At 66.5% G+C, this 25120-nt stretch carries 24 protein-coding genes; 18 read left to right on the top strand and 6 right to left on the bottom strand.

The annotated features are described in order from the left end of the window. Positions 1-200: 200 nt before the first annotated feature. From glyA to RCH21_RS11380, 5 genes are all read left to right on the top strand, one after another. Positions 201-1508, top strand: a complete 1308-nt coding sequence (gene glyA / locus RCH21_RS11360; RefSeq protein WP_326964457.1) for a serine hydroxymethyltransferase — start codon at positions 201-203, stop codon at positions 1506-1508. Between the two features lie 153 nt (positions 1509-1661). Continuing rightward, positions 1662-2555 (top strand): bifunctional methylenetetrahydrofolate dehydrogenase/methenyltetrahydrofolate cyclohydrolase, encoded by an 894-nt coding sequence (locus RCH21_RS11365; protein WP_326964458.1) that lies wholly within the window; start codon positions 1662-1664, stop codon positions 2553-2555. A gap of 55 nt (positions 2556-2610) precedes the next feature. Beyond that, positions 2611-3552 (top strand): ABC transporter ATP-binding protein, encoded by a 942-nt coding sequence (locus RCH21_RS11370; RefSeq protein WP_326964459.1) that lies wholly within the window; start codon positions 2611-2613, stop codon positions 3550-3552. Continuing rightward, entirely contained in the window at positions 3545-4423 is an 879-nt protein-coding gene (locus RCH21_RS11375; protein WP_326964460.1) for an ABC transporter permease, read from the top strand. The genes RCH21_RS11370 and RCH21_RS11375 overlap by 8 nt, the downstream gene beginning before the upstream one ends. Then, the gene (locus RCH21_RS11380; RefSeq protein WP_442784702.1) at positions 4420-5253 is read left to right on the top strand and encodes an ABC transporter permease; all 834 of its coding nucleotides are present in this window, start codon (positions 4420-4422) and stop codon (positions 5251-5253) included. Before RCH21_RS11375 ends, RCH21_RS11380 begins: the two co-directional genes overlap by 4 nt. A 106-nt stretch (positions 5254-5359) precedes the next feature. Here the strand turns inward: RCH21_RS11380 and RCH21_RS11385 are convergent, their stop codons facing one another. Then, a complete protein-coding gene (locus tag RCH21_RS11385; protein WP_326964461.1) occupies positions 5360-6049 on the bottom strand; it encodes a sortase domain-containing protein in 690 nt (229 codons plus the stop codon). A gap of 15 nt (positions 6050-6064) precedes the next feature. Then, positions 6065-6847 (bottom strand): hypothetical protein, encoded by a 783-nt coding sequence (locus RCH21_RS11390; protein WP_326964462.1) that lies wholly within the window; start codon positions 6845-6847, stop codon positions 6065-6067. A 171-nt stretch (positions 6848-7018) separates the two neighbouring features. Here RCH21_RS11390 and RCH21_RS11395 point away from each other — a divergent pair, with 171 nt between their 5' ends. The 5 genes from RCH21_RS11395 to RCH21_RS11415 are packed head-to-tail and all read left to right on the top strand — an operon-like array spanning position 7019 to position 11096. After that, on the top strand, positions 7019-7507 hold the full coding sequence (locus RCH21_RS11395; RefSeq protein WP_326964632.1) for a hypothetical protein: 489 nt from the start codon (positions 7019-7021) through the stop codon (positions 7505-7507). Between the two features lie 41 nt (positions 7508-7548). Next, entirely contained in the window at positions 7549-8382 is an 834-nt protein-coding gene (locus tag RCH21_RS11400) for an exodeoxyribonuclease III (RefSeq protein WP_442784703.1), read from the top strand. Between the two features lie 19 nt (positions 8383-8401). Beyond that, positions 8402-9445 carry a tryptophan--tRNA ligase gene (gene trpS, locus RCH21_RS11405; protein ID WP_326964464.1) on the top strand — a complete coding sequence of 348 codons (1044 nt, stop codon included), beginning with the start codon at positions 8402-8404 and terminating at the stop codon, positions 9443-9445. Positions 9446-9448: 3 nt separating this feature from the next. Then, positions 9449-10048, top strand: coding sequence for a 2'-5' RNA ligase family protein (locus RCH21_RS11410; RefSeq protein WP_326964465.1), 600 nt, complete (start codon positions 9449-9451; stop codon positions 10046-10048). Further along, positions 10008-11096: a YihY/virulence factor BrkB family protein gene (locus RCH21_RS11415; RefSeq protein ID WP_326964466.1), complete on the top strand. Its 1089-nt coding sequence runs from the start codon at positions 10008-10010 to the stop codon at positions 11094-11096. The genes RCH21_RS11410 and RCH21_RS11415 overlap by 41 nt, the downstream gene beginning before the upstream one ends. Positions 11097-11195: 99 nt before the next feature. On the opposite strand, the gene RCH21_RS11420 is transcribed toward RCH21_RS11415, so the two are convergent. The 4 genes from RCH21_RS11420 to sdhC all read right to left on the bottom strand — a co-directional run bounded on the left by RCH21_RS11420 (position 11196) and on the right by sdhC (position 14704). Further along, positions 11196-11981, bottom strand: coding sequence for a succinate dehydrogenase iron-sulfur subunit (locus tag RCH21_RS11420; protein WP_120148345.1), 786 nt, complete (start codon positions 11979-11981; stop codon positions 11196-11198). Continuing rightward, positions 11981-13759, bottom strand: coding sequence for a succinate dehydrogenase flavoprotein subunit (gene sdhA, locus RCH21_RS11425; RefSeq protein WP_120148344.1), 1779 nt, complete (start codon positions 13757-13759; stop codon positions 11981-11983). Before sdhA ends, RCH21_RS11420 begins: the two co-directional genes overlap by 1 nt. Positions 13760-13847: 88 nt before the next feature. Beyond that, positions 13848-14315: a succinate dehydrogenase hydrophobic membrane anchor subunit gene (locus RCH21_RS11430; protein WP_120148343.1), complete on the bottom strand. Its 468-nt coding sequence runs from the start codon at positions 14313-14315 to the stop codon at positions 13848-13850. A gap of 5 nt (positions 14316-14320) precedes the next feature. Further along, a complete protein-coding gene (gene sdhC, locus RCH21_RS11435; RefSeq protein WP_326964467.1) occupies positions 14321-14704 on the bottom strand; it encodes a succinate dehydrogenase, cytochrome b556 subunit in 384 nt (127 codons plus the stop codon). A gap of 236 nt (positions 14705-14940) precedes the next feature. Here sdhC and RCH21_RS11440 point away from each other — a divergent pair, with 236 nt between their 5' ends. From RCH21_RS11440 to RCH21_RS11475, 8 genes are all read left to right on the top strand, one after another. Next, entirely contained in the window at positions 14941-16080 is a 1140-nt protein-coding gene (locus RCH21_RS11440; protein WP_120148341.1) for a mannose-1-phosphate guanylyltransferase, read from the top strand. A gap of 112 nt (positions 16081-16192) precedes the next feature. Then, positions 16193-17398 (top strand): amidohydrolase, encoded by a 1206-nt coding sequence (locus RCH21_RS11445; RefSeq protein ID WP_326964468.1) that lies wholly within the window; start codon positions 16193-16195, stop codon positions 17396-17398. A gap of 228 nt (positions 17399-17626) precedes the next feature. Then, on the top strand, positions 17627-18739 hold the full coding sequence (locus RCH21_RS11450) for a BMP family lipoprotein (protein WP_326964469.1): 1113 nt from the start codon (positions 17627-17629) through the stop codon (positions 18737-18739). Between the two features lie 176 nt (positions 18740-18915). Continuing rightward, positions 18916-20460, top strand: a complete 1545-nt coding sequence (locus tag RCH21_RS11455) for an ABC transporter ATP-binding protein (protein ID WP_326964470.1) — start codon at positions 18916-18918, stop codon at positions 20458-20460. After that, positions 20457-21854, top strand: a complete 1398-nt coding sequence (locus RCH21_RS11460; protein ID WP_442784704.1) for an ABC transporter permease — start codon at positions 20457-20459, stop codon at positions 21852-21854. Before RCH21_RS11455 ends, RCH21_RS11460 begins: the two co-directional genes overlap by 4 nt. Next, a complete protein-coding gene (locus RCH21_RS11465; RefSeq protein ID WP_120148336.1) occupies positions 21851-23143 on the top strand; it encodes an ABC transporter permease in 1293 nt (430 codons plus the stop codon). The genes RCH21_RS11460 and RCH21_RS11465 overlap by 4 nt, the downstream gene beginning before the upstream one ends. 11 nt (positions 23144-23154) lie before the next feature. Continuing rightward, positions 23155-23550, top strand: coding sequence for a cytidine deaminase (locus tag RCH21_RS11470; protein WP_120148335.1), 396 nt, complete (start codon positions 23155-23157; stop codon positions 23548-23550). 143 nt (positions 23551-23693) lie between these two features. After that, the gene (locus RCH21_RS11475; protein ID WP_326964471.1) at positions 23694-24980 is read left to right on the top strand and encodes a thymidine phosphorylase; all 1287 of its coding nucleotides are present in this window, start codon (positions 23694-23696) and stop codon (positions 24978-24980) included. Positions 24981-25120: the final 140 nt, after the last annotated feature.

A 25120-nucleotide genomic window follows, 5' to 3' on the forward strand; every position in this document is an offset into this window, starting at 1 on the left:
TGGCGTAGGGTGGGCAACCACCAGGGAGCGGCGTGGAACCAGGCTCATCCTCCGGGAGGCCCTGACGTTCTAGTGCAGACCACGGATCGCACGCCTGGGCCGCGGGTCACCTTTCACGAGCGGCCGGGGCGCGGAGATCGATCCGCCACCCACCCGCGACTCAAGCTGACCTCTTGCGAGACCCAGAGAAGGATCAAACGATGACCACGTCGCCCATGGCTCCGTCCCGTACCGCCGCAGATTCCGTGACCAACGCGCCGCTCTCCGAGGTGGACCCGGAGATCGCCGCCGTTCTGCGGAACGAGCTCGCACGACAGCGGGACACCCTCGAGATGATCGCCTCGGAGAACTTCGCTCCGCGCGCCGTCCTCGAGGCCCAGGGGAGCGTGCTCACCAACAAGTACGCGGAGGGCTACCCGGGACGTCGGTACTATGGCGGCTGCGAGCACGTCGACGTCGCCGAGAACCTCGCGATCGAGCGCGTGAAGGCACTGTTCGGCGCTGAGTTCGCGAACGTGCAGCCGCACTCCGGTGCACAGGCGAACGCCGCGGCCCTGTCGGCGATGATCAAGCCCGGCGACAAGATCATGGGCCTGTCGCTCGCGCACGGAGGGCACCTGACCCACGGCATGAAGCTCAACTTCTCCGGCAAGCTCTACGAGGTCGCGGCCTACGGTGTCGAGGAGGACACGCACCGCCTCGACATGGACCGCGTGCGCAAGCAGGCCGTCGCCGAGAAGCCCCAGGTCATCATCGCGGGCTGGTCCGCCTACCCCCGCCAGCTCGACTTCGCTGCCTTCCGCTCCATCGCCGACGAGGTCGGCGCACTCCTCTGGACGGACATGGCGCACTTCGCCGGCCTCGTCGCAGCGGGTGTGCACCCGAGCCCTGTCCCGTACTCCGACGTGGTCACTTCCACCGTGCACAAGACGCTCGCCGGTCCCCGCTCCGGCGTCATCCTCGCGAAGCAGGAGTGGGCGAAGAAGATCAACTCCAACGTCTTCCCCGGACAGCAGGGCGGGCCCCTCATGCACGTGATCGCAGGCAAGGCCACGGCGTTCAAGATCGCCGGATCGCCGGAGTTCAAGGAACGCCAGCAGCGCGTCCTCGAGGGCGCACGCCTCATCGCCGAACGGCTCACCGCGAGCGATGTCGCCGAGCACGGCGTCTCGGTCCTGACGGGCGGCACGGACGTCCACCTCGTCCTGGTGGACCTGCGCCATTCGTCGCTCGACGGCCAGCAGGCGGAGGACGTGCTCCACTCGGTAGGCATCACCGTGAACCGTAACGCCGTCCCGTTCGACCCTCGTCCGCCGATGGTCACCTCCGGCCTCCGTATCGGAACGCCGGCCCTGGCGACCCGAGGGTTCGGCGCACGCGAATTCGCCGAGGTCGGCGAGATCATCGCTGCCGCGCTCAAGCCTTCGCCCGACGTCGAGGCACTTCGTGCCCGGGTCTCGGCCCTCACCGCGGACTTCCCGCTCTACCCGGGCCAGGAGGAGTGGTAGGTCCCTTTCCGCCCGGCGCTCTCAGCTCGAAGGCTGCAGCGTTGACGGACTTCGACATCCGCACCGAGGAATGCTGCTTCACCGGCTGCTGCGACCGCGGCAAGGTATTCCTGCTCGAGCAACTGGACCAGCACGTCGAAAAGGACTCCTAGCATGAGTACGACAGCCCGCATCCTCGACGGGAAGGCGACCGCCGCCCGGATCAAGTCGGAACTGACCGAGCGCGTCAGCGCCCTGCGTGAGCGCGGCATCACGCCCGGCCTCGGCACCGTCCTGGTCGGGGAGGACCCCGGGAGTCACTCGTACGTCGCTGGTAAGCACAGGGACTGCGCGCAGATCGGCATCACCTCGGTGCGGAGGGACCTGCCGGACACCATCACGCAGGAGGAACTCGAAGCGGTCATCGACGAGCTGAACGACGACGACCCCACCACGGGCTACATCGTGCAGCTTCCGCTTCCCTCGCACATCGATACGAACGCGATCCTCGGGCGCATCGATCCGGCAAAGGACGCCGACGGGCTGCACCCGACGAACCTGGGCAAGCTGGTCCTGAACGTCAACGCTCCAATGGATTCGCCCCTGCCCTGCACACCGCACGGGATCGTCGAGCTCCTGCTCCGGCACGACATCGCGCTCAAGGGACTCAACGTCCTCGTCGTCGGGCGGGGCGTGACCGTCGGGCGACCGCTCGGGCTGCTGCTGACCCGCAAGCAGATCAACGCGACCGTGACACTGGCACACACCGGCACCGTCGACCTCGCGGACCACCTCGGCCGCGCCGACGTCGTCGTCGCTGCTGCCGGTATCCCGCACATGATCGGTGCGGAGCAGCTGAAGCCGGGGGCGATAGTGCTCGATGTCGGCGTGAGCCGCGTCGAGGATCCTGAGACGGGCAAGGCGAAGCTGACCGGCGACGTCGACCCCGCCGCGGCATCCGTAGCCGCCTGGTTGTCGCCCAACCCCGGAGGAGTGGGTCCAATGACCAGGGCCATGCTCCTGACGAACGTGGTCGAGGCCGCCGAGCGCCGGGCCGACCTGGCGTAGAACAATCGGACTCCCATTGGCTTGTCCCAATGGAGTTCTCGCCTAGGCTGGGCGGGTGCCCACTCTCCCTGCCGGACCTCCGGTCATCTCTGCCCAGCAGCTCAGCAAGCACTACGGCGACTTCAAGGCGGTCGACGGCATCTCCTTCGAGGTTCCCGCGGGGGAGTCGTTCGGCCTGCTCGGGCCCAATGGTGCCGGCAAGTCGACGACCATGCGCATGATCGGCGGGGTATCCCAGCGGACATCCGGGCAGCTGACCATCATGGGCCTCGACCCCGAGGAGCACGGGCCGGAGGTGCGGGCCCACCTCGGTGTCGTGCCACAGCAGGACAACCTCGACGAGGAACTGAAGGTGCGCGACAACCTCCTTGTCTACGGTCGCTACTTCGGACTCCCGATGAGCTACCTGAAGCCGAAGGCCGACGAGCTCCTCGAATTCGCGCAACTCACCGACAAGGCGTCCGCGAAGGTCGACGCCCTCTCCGGCGGGATGAAGCGGCGCCTCACCATCGCCCGGTCGCTCATCAACGAACCGAAGATCCTCCTGCTCGACGAGCCCACCACCGGCCTCGATCCGCAGGCACGCCACATCCTGTGGGACCGCCTCTTCCGGCTCAAGGAGTCCGGCGTGACGCTCATCCTGACGACGCACTACATGGACGAGGCCGAGCAGCTCTGCGATCGCCTCGTCGTCGTCGACAAGGGCCGGATCATGGCCGAGGGATCGCCGGCCCAGCTCATCCGGGACCACTCCACGCGGGAAGTGCTCGAACTCCGCTTCGGGTCCGAGCGCAATACCACCGTCGCGGCGGACCTGCAGGGCATCGGCGACCGGCTCGAGCCGCTACCCGACCGCGTGCTCATCTACACGCACGACGGCGAGGCCGCGTTGGAGGAGGTGACCGCGCGGGGGCTCCGGCCCATCACCTCGCTGGTCCGCCGCTCCTCCCTGGAGGACGTGTTCCTGCGCCTGACGGGAAGGAGCCTCGTTGACTGACCGTGATCCCGCAGCGTCCGTCCAGGACGCCGTCGTGAACCAGCCGTACCGGCTTCACGCACACAAGCCGGAGGTGTCGGCCAGGCGAGCCCGGGCTTTCGGTTCCTGGTACTACGCGGAGCACGTCCTCCGCTCCATGAACAGCTACAAATGGACGCTGCTCGCCTCCAGCGTCGGCACGCCGGTCATGTACCTCTTCGCTATGGGGATCGGCCTGGCCACCCTCGTCGACCGGAACGCGGCCGGTGCCTTCGGCGGAGTCAGCTACCTCGCCTTCATCGCCCCGGCGCTGCTGGCCTCGGCGACGATCATGATTGCGGCCACCGAGTTCACCTATCCGGTCATGGACGGGTTCAAGTGGAGGCGGGTGTACTACGGCCCCCATGCGTCCCCGCTGAACACGGACCAGATCGTCAACGGCCACGTCATCGCGGTCACGGCCCGTCTGACGGCCAGCACCATCATCTACTTCCTCATCGTCGCGGCTTTCGGGGCTTCACCGTCCCTGACCGGCGCTGCAGTGATCCCGGTCGCTGTGCTCAGCGGGCTCGCCTTCGGCCTCCCCCTGATGGCGTATTCGGCGAGCGTCGAGGAGGACAAGGGGCAGTTCGCCCTGGTGATGCGGTTCATCGTCACGCCGCTCTTCCTCTTCTCGGGCACGTTCTTCCCGCTGGATACGCTCCCAGTGTTCCTCCGCTGGATCGGATGGATCTCGCCCCTGTGGCACGGCACCGAACTAGGACGCGCGCTGACCTACGGGTACGACCTCCCGGTCTGGCTCGCCGTCGTGCACGTCCTGTTCCTCGTCGTCCTGGCCGCCATCGGTCTGCGACTTGCCCGGTCCGTCTACGCGAGGAGGTTGGGAAAGTGAGCGCACAGTTGACGGCACAGGACTACACCCTCGACGGCTCGAAGCGACCCCTGGCGGCGCTCTACTCCCGCAATGCCCGTGCCGTCATCGCACGCGGCTTGCTGGCAACCCGCAGCAGCAACTGGCTCGTGATGGTCTCGGGGTTCTTCGAGCCAGTGCTCTACCTCGTGTCCATGGGCGTCGGCCTCGGCGCGCTCGTAGGCACCGTCGAGGGTCCGGACGGGCGGGCCATCAGCTACGCCGCCTACATCGCGCCCGCACTCCTGGCGGTCTCCGCCATGAACGGCGCTGTCTACGACAGTACGTGGAACGTCTTCTTCAAGATGAACTTCGCCAAGCTGTACCAGGGCATGCTCTACACCTCGCTCGGACCGCTCGACGTCGCGATCGGGGAGATCTTCCTCGCCCTCCTCCGCGGGGCCATGTACGCGACAGGCTTCACCGCCGTCATGGCTCTCATGGGGCTGATCACCAGCCCGGTGGCGCTCTTCATGATCCCTGCGTCCGTGGTGATCGCCTTCGGCTTCGCGTCCTTCGGGATGGGCATCACGAGCTTCATGAAGACCTTCCAGCAGATGGAATGGGTCAACTTCGTCATGCTGCCGATGTTCCTGTTCTCGGCCACCTTCTACCCCCTCAGCGTGTACCCGCAGGGTATCCAGTGGTTCATCCAGGCACTGCCGCTATGGCACGGGGTCGAGTTGCTGCGACAGATCAGCATCGCGTCCTTCACCCCGGCCACGGTCATCCACCTGAGCTACTTCCTGGTGATGATTGCCGTGGGGATGCTGCTCACAACCCTTCGGTTGCGCAAGCTGTTCCTACGGTAGGCCGGCTACCCGTGTTCCACGAGGGAAAGCGACGGCCGGGCTGGAGGGCCCGACCGTCGCTTCTCAGTGGTGGTGCCCGGGACTTCGCGGGCTCAGGACGCGTCTGTCAGAGCACCAGGGTCGCGTAGACGACGAAGTTGTCGTCGAACTCGCCGGTGTCGGGGTTGTAGCCGTCACAGGTGATGAGCCGCAGTTCCGAACCCGGGGTGTTGCCGTACACCGTCAGGGTGGGGAAATCGTTCTTCTGGTAGGCCTCGCCGCGCTGGTACTCGAAGACCGCCGTCGAGCCGTCCTCGCGGATGACGTTCATGCGGTCCCCGGCCTTCAATGTGCGCAGGTCGGCGAAGACACCCTTGCCGCCGTCGGTGGCATTCACATGGCCGAGCATCACGGCCGGGCCGCGATCGCCCGGCGTCGGGGACTGGTTGTACCAGCTGGCCGGAGCGCCTGGTCCGTCCGGTGGAACCTCGAGGCTCTGGTTGTCGCGAAGACCCAGGCTGAGCAGGTCCGTGCGAATCCCGATAGAGGGGATGTCGAGCGTGACCGGCGGAGAGGCGGGGAGCACGGGGGGCAGGGCCGTCGGAGCCGGTGCCGGAGCGGCGGCAGGGGAGGAGGGGGCAGGCGCCGCTGAGGAGGGCGGGGGAGCCGATGGTGCTGCTTCGACCGAGGCGCTCGCGGACGAGGTCGCAGGTGTAACTGCGGGCCCGTCTGCGGACCCACATCCGGCAAGGAGGAAGAGGGCGGCCACCGCCGGGGCCGTGAAGCCCCAGCGGTGGCCATTTACTCTACTGATCACGGTGAGGGATCAGTATTAGGCGTTGTCTGCTGCGCGACGACGAACGGCGTAGGTGCCACCGGCTGCTGCTGCGAGGACGAGGCCGCCACCGAGGGCGATCATGCCGGCGGTGTTGGAGGAGGACTCGGTGGCAACACCGGTGTCAGCTCCGCCGTAGGGCATTTCGCCCATCTGGGTCTTCACGAGCGTGCCGCAGAGAGCAGGCGAGGTTGCACCGAGGGGAAGCTCGGGAGCGATCTCGGAGGGGCTGCCGAAGACCTCTGCGGGAACACCGGCGGTCGTGGCATCAAGACCGTGGACGACGACGACGGCGGTGCCGGCGGCGAGCGACTTCTGGGTGGCCTCATCGATGGTGATGGTGCGCGCGACCGAGTAGGTTCCACCCTGGCCGCCGAGTGCCAGGTTCAGGCCCTCAGCAGGCGTGGAGGCGCCGGACGTGGTCAGAGTGGTGAGGATGTCACCGTAGCCCGGGACGCCTTCAGCGACGTTGATGATCCCGTCACCGTTCGCATCATCGGCAGGCGTGGGGCAGACACCCTTTGCTCCACCGTGGATGTGCTGGACGTGGGGGAACGGCGCGTCCATGAAGGTCTCGGCGAGACCTGACACCTGAAGGTTGACCGTCGCCTGGTCGCCCGCGACGTCGAGGGTGATGGTTCCGGTACCGGTGGTGCCGTTCAGCTGGCCCAGGGTGGACGAGTATGAGCCGTCGTGTGCGGCCATGGCGGGGGAGCCGGCGAGGGCGACGGCGCTGATGGCGAGTGCCGGTACTGCGAGAAAACGCATCTTCTTGTTCATCGGAAATTCCTCCAGTGTGCGAATGAAGCGCTCCGTGGGGCGCGCATGACTGTACTTCGGGGTGATACCCATCACGGATTGGTGTGGATGTGCAAGAACTTTGAAACGCCTGGGAGTTCGCCCGCGGTGGAAGCAGCAGGGGTGCCGTTGTCCATGCGCGAGAATGGCATGATGCAGACACTAGGGAGTAATGGGCGGCCTTCGGGCCGGGGTGTGAGCATGCGCATGGGCAGTGCCGGGATGGCAGTCATGCTGGTCGTGTTCCTCGTAGCAGTGGTCTTCGCGGCCAACCAGAACGACGTCATCGGCTGGCTGGTCGCGATCATCTCGCTCGGCTGGCTCCTGATCTTCAGTTACGTGGTCCTCAGTCTCCGGTCCGCGGCGAGGAAGGCCGCAGACCGGATCCAGGCGCACGGCGGGTTCGGCAGTGCCGGTGCACCCCAAGCAGGCACCGCCGCCGTCGACCGGGCTCGCGACCTGAAGCTCGATCACAGCTTCAAGATCATCCAGGTGCAGGTCGGCGTGGTCAGGGAGTACCTCGGCAAGGACGCGGAGATGGTGGAGCGGGCGCTCGAGACGATCGAGATCACCTCCCACAACGCGCGGTCCATGATGAAGGGTTCCAGCGAGGGTCCGGTCGAGGGCACTGTCGTTGACTGAACGGCCCCGCCGGAACGAATCGATAGACCCTGCGGGGTAAGGTGGATCGAGTGAGTCCGGCATCGAATCCATCGCGAAAACCCTTGCGTATCGCGTCCGTGAACGTCAACGGAATACGGGCCGCCTATAAGCGCGGAATGCAGGAATGGCTCGACGGACGCGACATCGACATCCTCTGCCTGCAGGAGGTTCGGGCGCCCGACGCCGTCGTCCGCAGCCTCCTCGGTGACGGCTGGTCCATCCTGCACACCGAGGCAGAGGCGAAGGGCCGTGCAGGAGTGGCCATAGCCTCGCGTCAGGAGCCTTCGGCCACGCGCACCACCATCGGCGACAGCTACTTCGATACGGCCGGCCGATGGGTCGAGGCGGACTTCGAGATAGACGGGGTGACCCTCACGGTGGTCAGCGCCTACGTCCATTCGGGTGAGGTCGGCACGCAGAAGCAGGATGACAAGTACGCCTTCCTCGAGGCGATGGTCACGCGGCTGCCGCAGCTGAGGGATGGCACGGATCATGCAGTGGTCACGGGCGATCTCAACGTCGGTCACACGCAGCTCGACATCAAGAACTGGAAGGGCAACGTGAAGAACGCCGGCTTCCTGCCGGAGGAGCGGGCGTACTTCGACCGGTTCTTCTCGGACGAGTGCGGTTTCATGGACGTGGCGCGGTTGCTCGCGGGCGAGGTCGACGGTCCCTACACCTGGTGGTCCTGGCGCGGTAAGGCGTTCGACAATGACACCGGCTGGCGCCTCGACTACCAGTTGGCCACGCAAGCCCTCGCGAAAAGCGCGCTGAGCGCATCCGTCGACAGGGCGCCGAGCTGGGACACGAGGTTCTCGGACCACGCGCCGCTCGTCGTCGACTACCGGATCTGAACCCCAGGAAACCCATTTCATGACAGAACCACAGCATGACCCGGCCATCGCGCGGCGGCAGCGTATCCTCTCCGGGATGCAGCCGTCCGCCGGCTCGCTCCACCTCGGCAACTACCTGGGCGCGCTCGTCCACTGGGTGCGGCTCCAGGAGACCTACGACGCCGTATTCTTCATTCCCGACCTGCATGCCATCACGGTGCCGCAGGACCCCGCCGAACTGGCACGCCGGACGCGCACAACGGCTGCCCAGTACATAGCGGGTGGGGTCGATCCCGACCGGGCTACGCTGTTCGTCCAGTCCCAGGTGCCGGAGCACGCGCAGCTCGCCTGGGTGCTCAACTGCCTGACGGGTTTCGGCGAGGCCTCCCGGATGACGCAGTTCAAGGACAAGGCATCGAAGCAAGGAACCGACTCCGCCACCGTCGGACTCTTCACCTATCCGATCCTCCAGGCCGCCGACATTCTTCTGTACCAGCCTGACGGTGTTCCCGTCGGCGAGGACCAGCGGCAGCATGTGGAGCTGAGCCGCGATCTCGCCCAGCGCTTCAACGCCCGCTTCGGGGAGACCTTCGTCCTGCCGAAGCCCTTCATCCAGAAGGAGACTTCCAAGATCTACGACCTGCAGAATCCGACGGCGAAGATGTCGAAGTCGGCCTCGTCCGCCGCCGGTCTGGTGAACCTCCTCGACGACCCCAAGGTCACGACCAAACGCATCAAGTCCGCCGTCACGGATGCCGGGACGGAGATCCGCTTCGACCGGGATGGGAAGCCCGGCGTCTCGAATCTCCTCGCCATCTTCTCGTCCATGTCGGGCAAGAGCGTGAGCGAGCTCGAGACCGAGTACGAGGGGCGGATGTACGGACACCTGAAGGTCGATCTCGCCGAGCTCGTCGTCGAGACGCTCACCCCCGTGCGTGCCCGGGCCGAGGAGCTCCTGTCGGACCCGGCGGAGCTCGATCGGCTGCTCGCCAAGGGCGCTGCCAAGGCTCGCGAGCTGGCTGCTCCCACCCTGGCCGATGTCTATGCGCGTGTGGGGTTCCTTCCAGCGGCGGGAGCCCGCTGATCCATGTGCGTCTCCACGGGTCATCCCAGCCGGTTGGCGACAGCCCTGTCGCAGCCGGGACTGAGCGGCAGCTGCGTCGGGATCACCATTTCCATCCCGGAACCGCTCGCGAGCAGCCTGAAGGCGTGGAGGGCGTCGTTCGGTGATCCCATGGCGGCTGTCGTCCCACCGCACATCACCCTCATCACGACGACGCCGGCCCACGACTGGGCTGCGACCATCGAGCATGTCCGCGCAGTGGCCCAGGAACAACGGCCCTTCGAGGTCCGCCTTCGCAGCACCGGATCCTTCAGGCCTGCATCGCCCGTGGTGTTCCTGAAGCTGGTCCAGGGATTCGACGAGTGCGTCGAGCTCCACTCCAGGCTCCAGAAGGGCCCTCTCGAACGCGATCTCGAATTTCCCTTCCACCCTCATGTGACGGTTGCGCACGACGTGTCCGACGCAGGCATGGACGCCGCCGTCGAGGAGTTGAACGGCTTCGAAGCCGCGTTCGACGTGGGGTCGATGGGACTGTACGAGCATGTGCCCTCGGGACTGTGGAAACTGCGGGAGGAGCTGCACTTTGGCGAGGACGCTGACCGCCCCCAAACCGCCTCCTATTGACCAGCCGTCACCGGCGAGCCTGCCCGAGCTCCGTCGCAGGGTCATCGACGCACAGGTCAGGCTCGGTCGCCTGACGCGTTCCGGCAGGGGCGGCCCTGAGGTATTGCTCGCGCGGGTGGACCTCGCTCTCTGCCGTTTCTTCACGCTGCGACCCGTTCGGGTGGTCCTGCTCTACAACGAGCGGCGCGGCCCGCTGATGGCGGCGGGACTGGCCTATCGACTGTTCTTCGCGATCGCGGCACTGCTGGTCGTCGTGTTCGCCGCCCTCGGGATAGTCATCGCCGGTGATGATGCCCTCCGTGCCCTCTCCGTGGATGCACTTGGTCGGGCGGTACCCGGACTGATCGCCGAGGAGGACGGCGCGGGAGGCATCATCACTCCTGAGCGGCTCTTCGAGGCGACGAGTGGACTGGGCTGGACGATCGTCGTCTCCGCGGCGGTGATGCTGGCCACGGCCCTCGGGTGGATCGGCGGGATGCGGCAGGCCATGCGCGGCATCTTCGCCCTCCAACCGGTTGCCGTCCATCCGGTACTCCTGTGGCTGAAGGACCTCGGAACCCTCGCGCTGCTGGGTGTCATCATGGTCGTGACCACGGCACTGGGTGTGGTTGCCACGAACACACTCGGCACGCTCCTCACGATCCTGAAGCTGAACGCCGTGAGTCAGGTCCTGACGCAGGGAGCGGGCTTCCTGGTGATGGTCCTGCTGGACATCCTCGTCGCCGTGGTGCTGTTCCGATCGGCGTCCGCCATCGACATGCCCAAGCCGATCCTGCTGCAGGGAGCATTCATCGCAGGGCTCGGTACCACCCTGCTTCGTACCTTCTCGACACAGATCCTCGGCAGCTTCGGCAACAATCCGCTCCTGTTGTCCTTCGCCGTGATTCTTGCGCTCTTCATCTGGTTCTTCCTGCTCAGTCAGGTGTACCTGCTGGCGATTGCCTGGTGCGCGGTGGGCTCGGCCGATGCGGAGGTCGATGCCGAGCGCCAGCACCACGCGAAGGCGGGGACGCTCAGGCAACGCAGCCGCCGGAAGAACCGCGGCTGATCGGCCCGCCCACGAACAAAGGGCGGCCCCTCCTGAGAGGGGCCGCCCTTTGCCGTCGACCTGGACTGCGGAACAGCTGTTGGAGCCGACCCTGTCGTATCAGACCCTTCGCGTCAGGATGGCCTGCTTGACCTCGGAGATGGCTTTCGTCACCTGGATGCCACGCGGGCAGGCCTCGGAGCAGTTGAAGGTGGTCCGGCAGCGCCAGACGCCTTCCTTGTCATTGAGGATCTCGAGCCGCATGTCACCGGCGTCGTCACGCGAATCGAAGATGAAACGGTGCGCGTTCACGATGGCGGCCGGTCCGAAGTACTGGCCGTCGGTCCAGAACACCGGGCACGAGGAGGTGCAGGCGGCGCACAGGATGCACTTGGTCGTGTCGTCGTAGCGGTCGCGCTCCTCCGCGGACTGGAGGCGCTCCTTGGTCGGCTCGTGGCCCTTGCTGACCAGGAACGGCATGATCTCCCGGTAGGACTGGAAGAACGGTTCCATGTCCACGATGAGGTCCTTCTCCACCGGCAGGCCCTTGATGGGCTCCACGAGGATGGGCTTGGACGTGTCGAGATCCTTCAGCAGGGTCTTGCAGGCGAGCCTGTTCCGGCCGTTGATGCGCATGGCATCGGAGCCGCAGACGCCGTGGGCGCAGGATCGGCGGAAGGAGACGGAACCGTCATGCTCCCACTTCACCTTGTGCAGGGCGTCCAGCACGCGGTCCGTGCCGTACATGGTCAGTTGCCACTCGTCCCAGTGGGCCTCGTCCGAGACTTCGGGGTTGTAGCGGCGGACCTTGAGGGTGATGTCGAACGTGGGGATCTCGCCGCCGGCGACGTCCGGGCTGATCTCGATCTTCGAGGCCGGCTCTTTCTGTACGGTTTCGGTGCTCATCAGTACTTTCGCTCCATGGGCTGGTATCGGGTGAAGATTACCGGTTTGGTCTCAAGGCGTACGCCGCTGGTCTCGGTGGCGCTGGGGTCCTTGTAGGCCATGGAATGGGTCATGAAATTCTCGTCGTCGCGCTCCGGGTAGTCCTCGCGGAAGTGACCGCCGCGGGACTCCTTGCGGTGCAGGGCCGCCGCCGTCATGACCTTCGCCATGTCGAGGAGGAACCCGAGCTCCACGGCTTCGAGCAGGTCGAGGTTGAACCGCTTGCCCTTGTCCTGCACCGTGATGCGTGTGTACCGCTCTTCAAGGGTATCGATGACCCGCAGGGCCTCGAGGAGCGTCTGCTCCGTGCGGAACACCTGGACATTGGCGTCCATGATGTCCTGCAGTTCCTTCCGGATGAGAGCGACGCGCTCCCCACCCTCCGAGCTGCGTGCCCGGTTGAGGAGTTCTTCGGTCTCGGTGGTCGGGTTCTCGGGGATCTCCACGAAATCAGCCGTCAGGGCGTACTCCGCGGCGGCGATGCCGGCGCGCTTGCCGAAGACGTTGATGTCCAGGAGCGAGTTGGTGCCCAGGCGGTTGGAGCCGTGGACGGAGACGCAGGCGACTTCGCCGGCCGCGTACAGCCCGGGGACCACGGTGTCATTGTCCGCGAGCACCTCGGCCTTGATGTTGGTCGGAATGCCGCCCATCGCGTAGTGCGCTGTCGGGAAAACGGGAACCGGCTCGGTGTAGGGCTCGACGCCGAGGTAGGTGCGGGCGAACTCGGTGATATCGGGGAGCTTCGCGTCGATGTGGGCAGGCTCGAGGTGAGTCAGGTCGAGGAGGACGTAGTCCTTGTTCGGTCCGGCGCCGCGTCCCTCGCGGACCTCGTTCGCCATGGAGCGGGCGACGATGTCACGGGGGGCGAGGTCCTTGATGGTCGGGGCGTAGCGCTCCATGAAGCGCTCACCCTCCGAGTTGCGAAGGATCGCACCCTCACCGCGTGCTGCTTCGGACAGGAGGATCCCGAGGCCGGCCAGGCCGGTCGGGTGGAACTGGAAGAACTCCATGTCCTCGAGGGGGATGCCACGGCGGAAGGCGATGCCCATTCCGTCACCGGTCAGCGTGTGGGCGTTCGACGTCGTCTTGTAGACCTTGCCGACACCACCGGACGCGAAGACGATCGACTTCGCCTGGAAGATGTGCAGTTCGCCGGACGCGAGGTCGTAGGAGACGACCCCGGCGACGCGCTTCTCGATGCGGGTCACGCCGTCGACGGTGACTTCCTGGTCCACCATGAGCAGGTCGAGCACGTAGTACTCGTTGTAGAACTCGACGTTGTGCTTGACGCAGTTCTGGTACAGCGTCTGCAGGATCATGTGGCCCGTGCGGTCAGCCGCGTAGCAGGAGCGCCGGACGGGTGCCTTGCCGTGGTCACGCGTGTGACCGCCGAAGCGCCGCTGGTCGATGCGACCCTCGGGGGTGCGGTTGAACGGGAGGCCCATCTTCTCGAGATCGAGGACCGCCTCGATGGCTTCCTTCGCCATGACCTCGGCCGCGTCCTGGTCCACCAGGTAATCGCCACCCTTGACGGTGTCGAACGTGTGCCACTCCCAGTTGTCTTCCTCGACGTTGGCGAGTGCTGCACACATCCCACCCTGCGCTGCGCCCGTGTGCGAGCGGGTGGGGTAGAGCTTCGTCAGGACGGCGGTGCGGGCGCGCTGCCCTGATTCGATGGCTGCGCGCATTCCGGCGCCGCCCGCGCCGACGATGACGACGTCGTACTTGTGGACCTGCATGCTGGTCGCTCTTTCTGTTGAACCGGTGTGGGTGCATGAGGTCCCCCAGTGGGCCTGTCATGCGGGAACTGCAGACGTGCGGTAGGGGTTACGGGGCGGGGCAGTAATCCGCTACGTGGGCCACTCCGTCGATGACGGGGCAGGGATCGAAGGTGAAGATGACGAGTGTGCCGAGCACCACGATGACGACTGTGGCCGTGTACAGGACGCCCTTGAGGATCATGCGGGTGCTGTTCTTCTCGGCGTAGTCGTTGATGATCACACGGATGCCGTTGGTGCCATGCAGCATGGACAGCCAGAGCAAGGTCAGGTCCCAGATCTGCCACACCGGGTCGGCCCACTTGCCGGCGACGAAGCCGAAGTCGATCCCGCTGATGCCGTCACCGGCGACGAGGTTGACGTAGAGGTGGACGAAGATCAGCACCACCAGGATGGCGCCCGAGAGGCGCATGAAGAGCCATGCGATCATCTCGAAGTTTCCGCGTGAGGTGCTGGATCGGGAGTAACCCGGGGCGACACGACCGGAGCGGGGCGTTTCGATGATTGGGGTGGCCATGGGTACTAACCTCCGAAGACGTGCGTGAGATGGCGGATCGAGAAGGCGATCATGACGACTGCCCAGAGGCCTACGACGCCCCAGAGCATCTGGCGATGGTATTTGGGGCCCTTCTTCCAGAAATCCACGAGGATCACGCGGATGCCGTTGAAGGCGTGGAACACTATCGCTGCGACCAGGCCGAGCTCACCCAGACCCATGATCGGGTTCTTGTACGAGGCGATCACGGCGTCGTACGCCTCGGGCGACACGCGTACGAGGGACGTATCCAGCACATGGACCAGGAGGAAGAAGAAAATCACGACCCCGGTGATGCGGTGGGCTACCCAGGACCATTGGCCTTCGCGGCCACGGTAGAGGGTGCCTGCTGGCGTCAGTGTCTTCGGCATTGAAATGACCTCCCTGCATCGCCTGGGCGTTAGCGCGTTATACGCAGGGATTACGCCGGTGCGACAGCACTCTTCAGATAAGAATAATCTAGGGCGGTGACACTCCTGGTTCAATTTAGGGGTTCCTCACCTGTGACCTTGTTAACACCCGCCGCGGTTCCCGCGTTCCCCCGGGATGGCATCCGATAGTGGACGTTATGCTCACGCCCGGCGCGCTTCGGGTTACCGTGGAACGGATGAGTACCGAGAGGGCGTCTGCCCATACCCCTGACAATGTGCTGGAGCGCTTCTACGGCGTCATCCCCGCGGGAGGCACCGGGACACGCTTGTGGCCGCTCTCGCGCGCCGCGGCGCCGAAGTTCCTGCATGACCTCACCGGTTCCGGCAGTACGCTGATCCGCGCGACCTACGACCGCCTGCGCCCGCTGTGTGATGGCCGCACCATGGTCGTGACCGGGATCGTCCACCGGCGCGCGGTCCTCGCGCAGCTTCCCGAGATCGATGACGTGAACCTGGTGCTCGAATCCGAGCCGAAGGATTCGGGCGCAGCCATCGGTCTCGCCGCCGCCATCCTGCACCGGCGCGACCCGAGCATCATCATGGGGTCCTTCGCGGCCGACCAGGTGATCTCGCCGGTCGAGGTCTTCCAGGATGCCGTTCGGGAGGCCATCCACACCGCTGCCCGCGGATACATCGTCACCATCGGCATCAAGCCGACGCACGCCTCCACAGGATTCGGGTACATCAGGGCGGGCGAGCCCCTGTCCATCGAGGGTGCGCCCAGCGCACACGCGGTCATCGAGTTCGTCGAGAAGCCCTCCCAGGAGGTTGCGGACGGCTACATCCAGAGCGGGAACTACTCCTGGAACGCCGGCATGTTCGTGGCGCCGGTGGACCTCATGCTCAAGCACCTCTCCGCCAACGAGCCCGAGCTCTACGCGGGCCTGATCGAGATCGCCGACGCCTGGGACACCCCCCGCCGCGTCGAGGTGGCCCGCAAGGTCTGGCCGACCCTCCCGAAGATCGCCATCGACTACGCGGTCGCCGAACCGGCCGCTGTCGCCGGTGACGTCGCCATGATCCCGGGTGAGTTCAATTGGGACGACGTCGGGGATTTCGCTGCCATCGGTCGCCTCAACCCCGCCGAGGAGAACAGCGAGCTGAGGGTCATGGGGGAGGGAGCGAGGGTCTTCTCCGAGAACGCTTCCGGGATCGTCGTCTCCGACACAAAGAGGGTCATCGCCCTGATCGGTATCGAGAACGTCGTCATCGTCGACACCCCCGACGCACTGCTGGTGACGACGAAGGAGCACGCCCAGGAAGTCAAGAAAGCCGTGGAGCGGCTACGCGCCAGCGGCGACACCGACGTTCTCTAGGACGCTCAGCCGACAACTCGCCAACGGCTGCCCGGCGGCTTGCACAGATCCCTACGGCGCGTCCACGACCGGGGCGTCCGGACGCCCCGGCCCCGGTCGGTAGGCTGAGGGAGTGGAAACGTCCAGCACCCAGAGCCCGCCGACCTCCCGGGTCGGTGCCTCCCTCGAGCCGCTGCTCACAGAGTTGACGGAAATCCGCCGTGACATCCACCGTCACCCGGAGCTGTCCTACAAGGAACACCGCACCACGGACCTGATCGTCGCGAGGCTCGAGCGGGCAGGGCTCGTTCCCCGACGGCTCGAGGGCACCGGAGCGTATGTGGACATCGGAAGCGGGCCGCTACGGCTCGGCCTGCGCGCGGACATCGACGCCCTGCCGATCATCGAGGAGACGGGCCTCCCGTACGAGTCGGCAGCCACGGGCATCACCCATGCGTGCGGACACGACATCCACACCACCGTGATGCTCGGCGTCGCGCTCGTCCTCGCCGACCTCGACGCCTCGACGCCGCTCCCCGGAACTGTGCGCATCATCTTCCAGCCCGCGGAGGAGATGATGCCGGGCGGCGCGATCGACGTCATCGCCCAGGGCGTTCTCGTCGGACTCCCGCGCATCCTGGCACTGCACTGCGATCCGAGGATCGACGTCGGCCTGGTGGGCACGCGCATCGGTGCCATCACCTCGGCGTCGGACACCATCCGTGTCGAGCTGAGCGGACGAGGCGGCCACACCTCGCGCCCGCACCTCACCGAGGACCTCGTGTTCGCGCTCGCCGCCATAGCCGTCAATGTCCCGGCCGTCCTGTCCCGCCGCATCGATGTGCGCAGCGCCGTGTCCGTGGTGTGGGGACAGATCCATGCCGGGTCGGCCCCGAACGCGATTCCCGCCCACGGCTTCATGTCCGGCACGCTTCGCTGCCTCGACGGCGAGGCCTGGGAATCGTCCGGCGAACTGCTGGACCGTGCCGTGCGCGAGGTGGCCGCGCCGTTCGGCGTGGACGTGAAGCTGGAGCACATCCGCGGCGTACCACCCGTGGTGAACCAGGAGCACGAAACCGGACTCCTGGAGGCGGCGGCACGCGCCGAACTCGGTTCGAGCGCCGTCGTGCTCACCCCGCAGTCCATGGGCGGAGAGGACTTCGCATGGATGACGCAGGAGGTTCCCGGCGCCATGATGCGCCTCGGCACGCGGACTCCCGGGGGCGAGACGTACGATCTCCACCGCGGTGACTACGTGCCGGACGAACGCGCCATCGAATACGGTGTGCGCGTGATGGCGGCCGCGGCACTTCAGGCTGTCCTCGGCAGGGACCACTGAGGCTTCGGCAGCCGCCTGTGCATAACGAAATCCGAACGATCGATGCCCGCCTACGGCCCGTGTAGTGTTCCCCATCACTTGGCCCTTAGGATGTTCGCATACGTGCTGCACCGACGGTGTCGCGGCGCCACGGTCTTTCAGTGAAAACAGAGCCTCGGATCAATCGTGAACCGTGATGGACACTCACTGGTATTCGTCCCCGTGGCGCATTTCTTTCCTGGAGGCATTTTGAAGAATTCACTGCGCAAAATTTCGCGCGGCACAGGCCTGTCCGCCGCCGTCCTCGGCGTCTCGGCCCTCGTCCTCTCCGGCTGCGGTGCGCCGCCGGCGGAGGACTCGTCCGGAGGTGGCGCAAGCGCCGAGGCCGGCACCGACTACCTCGGTTGCATCGTCTCCGACTCCGGCGGGTTCGACGACCGTTCGTTCAACCAGTCGAGCTATGAGGGCCTGAAGAAGGCCGAGACGGACCTCGGCATCCAGATCAACCAGGCGGAGTCGCAGGCCGAGACCGACTTCGGCCCGAACGTCGACCAGATGGTCCAGGCCGGCTGCAATCTCACCGTCACCGTGGGCTTCCTGCTCGCCGACACCACCAAGGCCGCGGCCGAGGCGAACGTCGATTCCAACTTCGCGATCGTGGACGACAACTCGATCGACCTGCCGAACGTCAAGCCGATCATCTACGACACGGCGCAGGCCGCGTTCCTCGCCGGCTACGCCGCAGCGGCGACGAGCGAGACCGGCAAGGTGGCGACCTTCGGCGGCGTCAATATCCCGACCGTCACCATCTTCATGGACGGCTTCGCAGAGGGCGTCACCTACTTCAACGAGGAGACCGGCGGCGACGTGCAGCTCCTCGGCTGGGACAAGGAGAGCCAGAACGGCACGTTCGTCGGCAACTTCGAGGACGCGGCCGCGGGCAAGACCAACACCCAGAACTTCATCAACGAGGGTGCGGACATCATCATGCCGGTCGCCGGTCCTGTCGGTTCCGGCACGCTGGACGCCGTCATCGAGGCCAACGCGGGCGGCAAGGACGTGAAGGCGATCTGGGTCGACTCCGACGGCTACGAGACCGCGGGCAAGGGCGAGGAGTTCATCCTCACCTCGGTCATGAAGCTCATGGGTGACGCCGTCGAGGACGTCATCAGCACCGACGTCGAGGGTAACTTCGACAACGCCCCGTACGTCGGCACCCTGGAGAACGGTGGCGTAGCGCTCGCTCCGTTCCACGACCAGGAAGCAAACGTCCCCGCCGACCTCCAGGCCACGCTCGACGGCCTGAAGGAACAGATCATCGCGGGCGACATCAGCGTCGAATCGGCTGCAAGCCCCAAGTAGTCCCGACGCAGGACAGCAACGCCACTGAACCGCCTCCCTCCCCGCGGATCCACGCCGGGAGGAAGGCGGTTCGCGTTTGCCCGGGTGGGTACCCCGGAGCGGGACCCGGTATCCTTCACCTGACTTCCGCTCGATCCCGACACGAAGACAACAGAACAGAACAGGCTGGTTGAGTTGTGAAACTCGAACTGATCGGTATCACGAAGCGCTTCGGATCGCTCGTCGCCAATGATCACATCGATCTCGTCGTGCTGCCGGGACAGGTCCACAGCCTGCTCGGCGAGAACGGGGCCGGTAAGTCCACGCTCATGAACGTGCTCTACGGACTGTACGACCCCACCGAGGGCGAGATCCTCGTCAATGACAAGCCCGTCACCTTCAAGGGTCCCGGGGATGCCATGGCCGCCGGTATCGGGATGGTGCACCAGCACTTCATGCTCGTACCGGTCTTCACGGTCGCGGAGAACGTCGCTCTGGGTAACGAGTCCACGAAAGCGGGCGGCATGCTCAACCTGCAGGAGACGCGGACGCGCATCCGGCGGATCTCAGACCAGTACGGGTTCGACGTCGATCCCGATGCCGTCGTCGAGGACCTGCCGGTGGGCGTCCAGCAGCGCGTCGAGATCATCAAGGCCCTCGTGCGTGATGCCGAGGTGCTGATCCTCGATGAGCCCACCGCCGTGCTGACACCCAGGGAGACGGACGAGCTGCTCGGCATCATCGCCCAGCTCAAGGCGGACGGGAAGTCCATCGTCTTCATCTCCCACAAGCTGCGCGAGGTCAAGGCCGTCTCGGACGTGATCACCGTCGTGCGACGCGGCAGGGTCGTCGGCACCGCAGACCCGAGCGCGCCGACCACGGAGCTCGCGTCCCTCATGGTCGGCCGGTCCGTCAGCCTGACGCTGGACAAGAAGCCGCCGACACCCGGCGAGGTGACCTTCAGGGTGCGGGACCTGACGGTCCAGGCCGCCAACGGCCAGCATGTCGTCGACGGACTCAGCTTCGACGTGGCCGAGGGGGAGATCCTCGCGATCGCCGGCGTGCAGGGCAACGGCCAGACGGAACTCACCGAGGCCATCATGGGACTCCAGGACCACGTCACAGGATCCATCACCCTCGGCGGCAACGAGCTCGTGGGCCGCTCGGTCAAGGACGTCATCCGCGCGGGCGTCGGCTTCGTCCCCGAGGACCGGAGCGTCGAGGGACTCGTAGGAACGTTCTCGGTCGCCGAGAACCTGATCCTCAACCGGTACGACGGCGCCCCCTTCGCGAAGGGCCTGTCCATGTCACGGGCTGCGATCGACAAGAACGCCGAGGAGAAGATCGCCGAATTCGACGTGCGAACCCAGTCCGCGTCCTCTGCGGCCGGCACGCTGTCCGGCGGTAACCAGCAGAAGGTCGTCATGGCCCGCGAGTTCTCACGGCCACTCAAACTGTTCATAGCCTCCCAGCCCACCCGCGGCGTCGACGTCGGATCGATCGAGTTCCTGCACCGCCGCATCGTGGCAGAGCGCGACGCCGGCACTCCAGTCATGATCGTCTCCACGGAGCTCGACGAGGTCCTGGAGCTCGCGGACCGAATCGCGGTGCTGTACCGCGGGCGCCTGATGGGCATCGTGCCGGGCACGGTCTCGCGCGATGTCCTGGGCCTCATGATGGCCGGTATGCCCGCCGACGAGGCGCTGGCGCAGGCACACGACGTTCAAGGAGGGAACCTGTGACACCGCAGGATGACAAGCCGGTCCCATCGCCCACCGACGGGGGAGCACGCCTCACCCGGCGGGAAGCGAAGGACACGGCACGCAAGGACGAGGCGCGCCTCGAGAACGCGGTCGAGACAGCAGGCGGGGCGGTACCGCCGCCCGCCGTCCCGGCTACGGCGGCAGCCCTCGGAGCGGGTCCGGCTCCGGAATCGACGCTGATGCAGCGCATCATGACCGGTAACGCGCTGGTTGCCTTCCTGTCCGTGGTCCTGTCCCTGATCCTGGGCGGGTTGCTCATCGCGGTGACGGACCAGAACGTGGCGCGGACGTCGTCGTACTTCTTCAGCCGCCCGCAGGACATGATCGGTGCGGCCTGGACCGCGGCCTCGAGTGCCTACCTCGCGCTCTTCCAGGGCTCCGTGTTCAACTTCGAGGGCGACTCCTTCGTCCGGATGATCTACCCGCTGACGCAGACGCTGACCGTTGCCACACCGCTCATCTGCGCCGGCCTCGGTGTGGCACTCGCCTTCCGGGCAGGCCTCTTCAACATCGGCGCGCAGGGGCAGATCCTCATCGGTGCGACCTTCGCTGGCTGGATCGGCTTCACCCTGCACCTGCCGGCGGGTATCCACCTGCTGCTGGTGATCCTCGCGGGCATGGTGGGCGGCGCTGTCTGGGCGGGCCTGGTGGGGCTCCTCAAGGCCCGCACCGGGGCCCACGAGGTCATCCTCACCATCATGTTCAACTACATCGCGACGAACCTGGTGCTCTACTTCCTCAGCACCCCCGCGTTCCAGCGTCCGGGCTCCACCAATCCGATCAGCCCGCAGCTGGACGCGACGGCGCTGTACCCGCCGCTGCTCGGGCCGGCCTTCCGCCTGCACTGGGGCTTCGTCGTCGCCGTGCTGGCCACGATCTTCGTCTGGTGGCTGCTCGAACGGTCCACGATCGGTTTCGAACTCCGCGCCGTAGGCGCCAACGCGAGCGCCGCCCGGACCGCCGGCGTCAACGTCAGCAAGGGCTACATCCTCGCGATGGCGATTGCAGGGGCGCTCGCCGGCCTTGCCGGCGTCGCCCAGGTCTCGGGTACCGAGAAGGTGCTGACCTCGGGTGTCGCCGCGAGTTTCGGTTTCGACGCGATCACCGTGGCACTCCTCGGCCGGTCCTCACCCTGGGGGACCTTCGCCGCCGGCATACTCTTCGGAGCCTTCCGTGCCGGTGGGGTGGCGATGCAGGCATCCACGGGTACCAGCATCGACATCGTCCTCGTGGTGCAATCGCTGATCGTGCTCTTCATCGCAGCGCCGCCGCTCGTCCGCGCGTTGTTCCGCCTCCCGTCTCCCGGCGCCAGGCGCGCCGGGAAGGGCGGCTCCACGACCCCCACGCCAGCCTCGACCGGAGCAGCAGCATGAGTACAGCAACCACCGCTCGTGACGAGCGCAAGAACGGAGCAGGCGATGCGACCGTGCGGAGCTGGAAGACTCCCGTCATCCTCTCGGTCGTCGCCCTGTTCGCCCTCCTCGTGTTCGCCCTCGGAGCGCCGGGCAACGAGGTCACCTTCAGGCTCTCCGAGGAGAACGATCCGATAGTCCTGCCGTCGATCGTCGTCTCCGCTCCCGTGATCGGGTGGATCGCCGCCCTCGCGATGGCGGCACTGGCGGTCCTCGCGATCCTGCGCACCAGATCCGAGCGGAAGATCCCGACGTGGGTCCTGGCGGTCTTCGCCGTCCTGTTCCTCGTCGCATTCCTGACCTGGGTGGTGGGCAGCGCCCGCACACCGAACGTCGCCCTCTACGGGCTCCTCGCGGGGTCGGTGACCCTTGCCGTCCCGCTCATCTTCGGTTCGCTCTCGGGCGTCCTCTGCGAGCGGTCAGGCGTCGTCAACATTGCCATCGAGGGACAGCTCCTGTTCGGCGCCTTCGCAGCAGCAGTGGCGGCATCCCTCTCGGGTAGCGCCCTCGTCGGGCTCCTCGCGGCGGCCGTCGCAGGCGTCCTCGTGTCCCTCGTCCTGGCTGTCTTCAGCATCCGGTACGTGGTCAACCAGGTCATCGTCGGCGTCGTCCTCAACGTCCTCGTCTCGGGGCTCACCGGTTTCCTGTTCTCGGCCGTCCTCAGTGAGGACTCCGAGCGCTGGAACTCGCCGCCCCGCCTGCCCGTGATCGAGATCCCGCTCCTCGCGGACATCCCGGTGATCGGACCGATCCTCTTCCAGCAGACCATCGTGGGCTACCTGATGTACATCGCCGTCGCGGCGGTCTACGTGGCGCTCTACCACTCCCGCTGGGGCCTGCGCACACGTGCCGTCGGCGAGCACCCGAAGGCGGCTGACACCCTGGGTGTCAACGTCAACCGTATGCGCTTCCTGAACGTGCTTCTCGCCGGCGTCGTAGCGGGTGTCGGAGGCTCCTTCTTCACCCTCGTGGCGGTCTCCGGCTTCGGCCGGGACATGACGGCGGGCCAGGGCTACATCGCCCTGGCAGCACTCATCTTCGGCCGGTGGAATCCGATCGGGGCCTTCTTCGCGGCCCTGCTGTTCGGTTTCGCCACGAACCTGTCCAACGTCCTCAGCCTGCTCGGAACCCCGGTCCCGGACCAGTTCCTGCGCATGCTGCCCTATGTGGTGACGGTCTTCGCCGTCGCCGGCCTCGTGGGCCGTTCACGGGCGCCGGGAGCCAGCGGCATCCCCTACATCAAGGGCTAGGAGTCTTCTCTATGACCGATCAGCAGATTCCCTGGGACGACCTCGCCGCTACGGCGAGGGACGCCATGGAACGCGCCTATGTCCCCTATTCGAAGTTTCCCGTCGGAGCAGCCGCACTGCTCGACGACGGTCGGATCATCTCCGGCTGCAACGTGGAGAACGCGTCCTACGGGCTGACCCTGTGCGCCGAGTGCGCCCTCGTCAGTGCCCTCGCGATGAGCGGTGGCGGACGTATCAGGGCCTTCAGCTGCGTCGACGGGGAGGGCAACACGCTCATGCCCTGCGGCCGCTGCCGGCAGCTGCTGTACGAGTTCCGAGCTCCCGACATGGTGCTGATGACCGTCGGGGGGATCCGCACGATGGACGAGGTCCTGCCGGACGCCTTCGGTCCACAGCACCTCGCATGACCTCGGGACGCCGGCGTGCTTGCTGCGTACCCCTCGTATCGGCCCTTCGCCCCTTCCCGCTGTCCTGACCCTGTCCTGACCCTTCCCTCCACGTGACGGCGCCAACGAGCAGCCCGATCGTCCGAACAACCCGAGGATCCTCCATGACCGAAGCCTTCGACGCCGTCGACATCATCCGCATCAAACGCGACCGCGGGACGCTCACGCCCGAACAGATCGACTGGACCATCGACGCCTACACGCGCGGTGCGATCGCCGACGAGCAGATGTCCGCCCTCAATATGGCGATCCTGCTCAACGGCATGGATCGCACCGAGATCTTCCGCTGGACGGCGGCGATGATCGCCTCGGGGGAGCGGATGGACTTCTCCTCGCTGGGCCGCCCGACGAGCGACAAGCACTCGACCGGCGGAGTCGGCGACAAGATCACGCTGCCGCTGGCCCCGCTCGTCGCCGTCTTCGGCGTCGCCGTACCGCAGCTCTCCGGCCGCGGCCTCGGCCACACCGGCGGCACGCTCGACAAACTCGAGTCCATCCCGGGCTGGCGGGCCCAGCTCAGCAACGAGGACATGATGCGGCAACTGGCCGAGGTCGGCGCGGTCATCTGCGCAGCCGGCGCCGGGCTCGCTCCCGCCGACAAGAAGCTGTACGCCCTGCGCGACGTCACCGGCACGGTCGAGGCGATCCCACTCATAGCGTCCTCCATCATGAGCAAGAAGATCGCCGAGGGAACCGGCTCCCTCGTCCTCGACGTCAAGGTGGGCAGTGGAGCGTTCATGAAGGACATCGCCCAGGCGCGCGACCTCGCCGAGACGATGGTGGCGCTCGGCAAGGACGCCGGCGTCAACACCGTGGCACTGCTGACCGACATGAGCACCCCGCTCGGCCTCACCGCAGGCAACGCCATCGAGGTCGAGGAGTCGGTGGAGGTCCTCGCCGGTGGGGGACCGTCCGACGTCGTCGAGCTCACCGTGCGCCTCGCCGAGGAGATGCTCGCCTGCGCGGGCGTGCACGGTGCCGATCCCGCGGCCGCATTGAAGGACGGACGCGCGATGGACGTCTGGAACCGGATGATCGAGGCGCAGGGTGGCGATCCTCGGGCCACCCTGCCGGTCGCGAGGGAGTCCGAGGTCATCCTCGCGCCGGCCGACGGCGTCCTGGTGGGTCTGGATGCGCTTGCCGTAGGAGTAGCAGCCTGGCGTCTCGGCGCCGGCCGTGCCCGCAAGGAGGACCAGGTGCAGGCGGGAGCCGGCGTCCGCCTGCATGCGAAGCCCGGTGCGCAGGTCCGGGCGGGAGAGCCGCTCATGACGCTGCTCACGGATACTCCGGACAAGTTCGACCGCGCGCGCGAGGCCCTGGCCGACGCCGTTGTCATCGCCCCCGAGGGCTCCCGGCCGGCGCAGCAGCTCATCATCGACCGCATCGCCTAGGCCGCGTCGCCTGGAGCACCTCGGGTAGGGGTCACCCCTAGGGGATGCGCCGCCGGTCTCATCCCCAGGGGTGAGTCCGGCCGTCGCATGTGTCGCCCGCAAGGGCGACGACTCGCGGGCAGGCCCGCCGGTAGCGTCGA

The organism is Arthrobacter sp. PL16 (genome assembly GCF_035985055.1).
Classification (GTDB): domain Bacteria; phylum Actinomycetota; class Actinomycetes; order Actinomycetales; family Micrococcaceae; genus Arthrobacter_D; species Arthrobacter_D cheniae.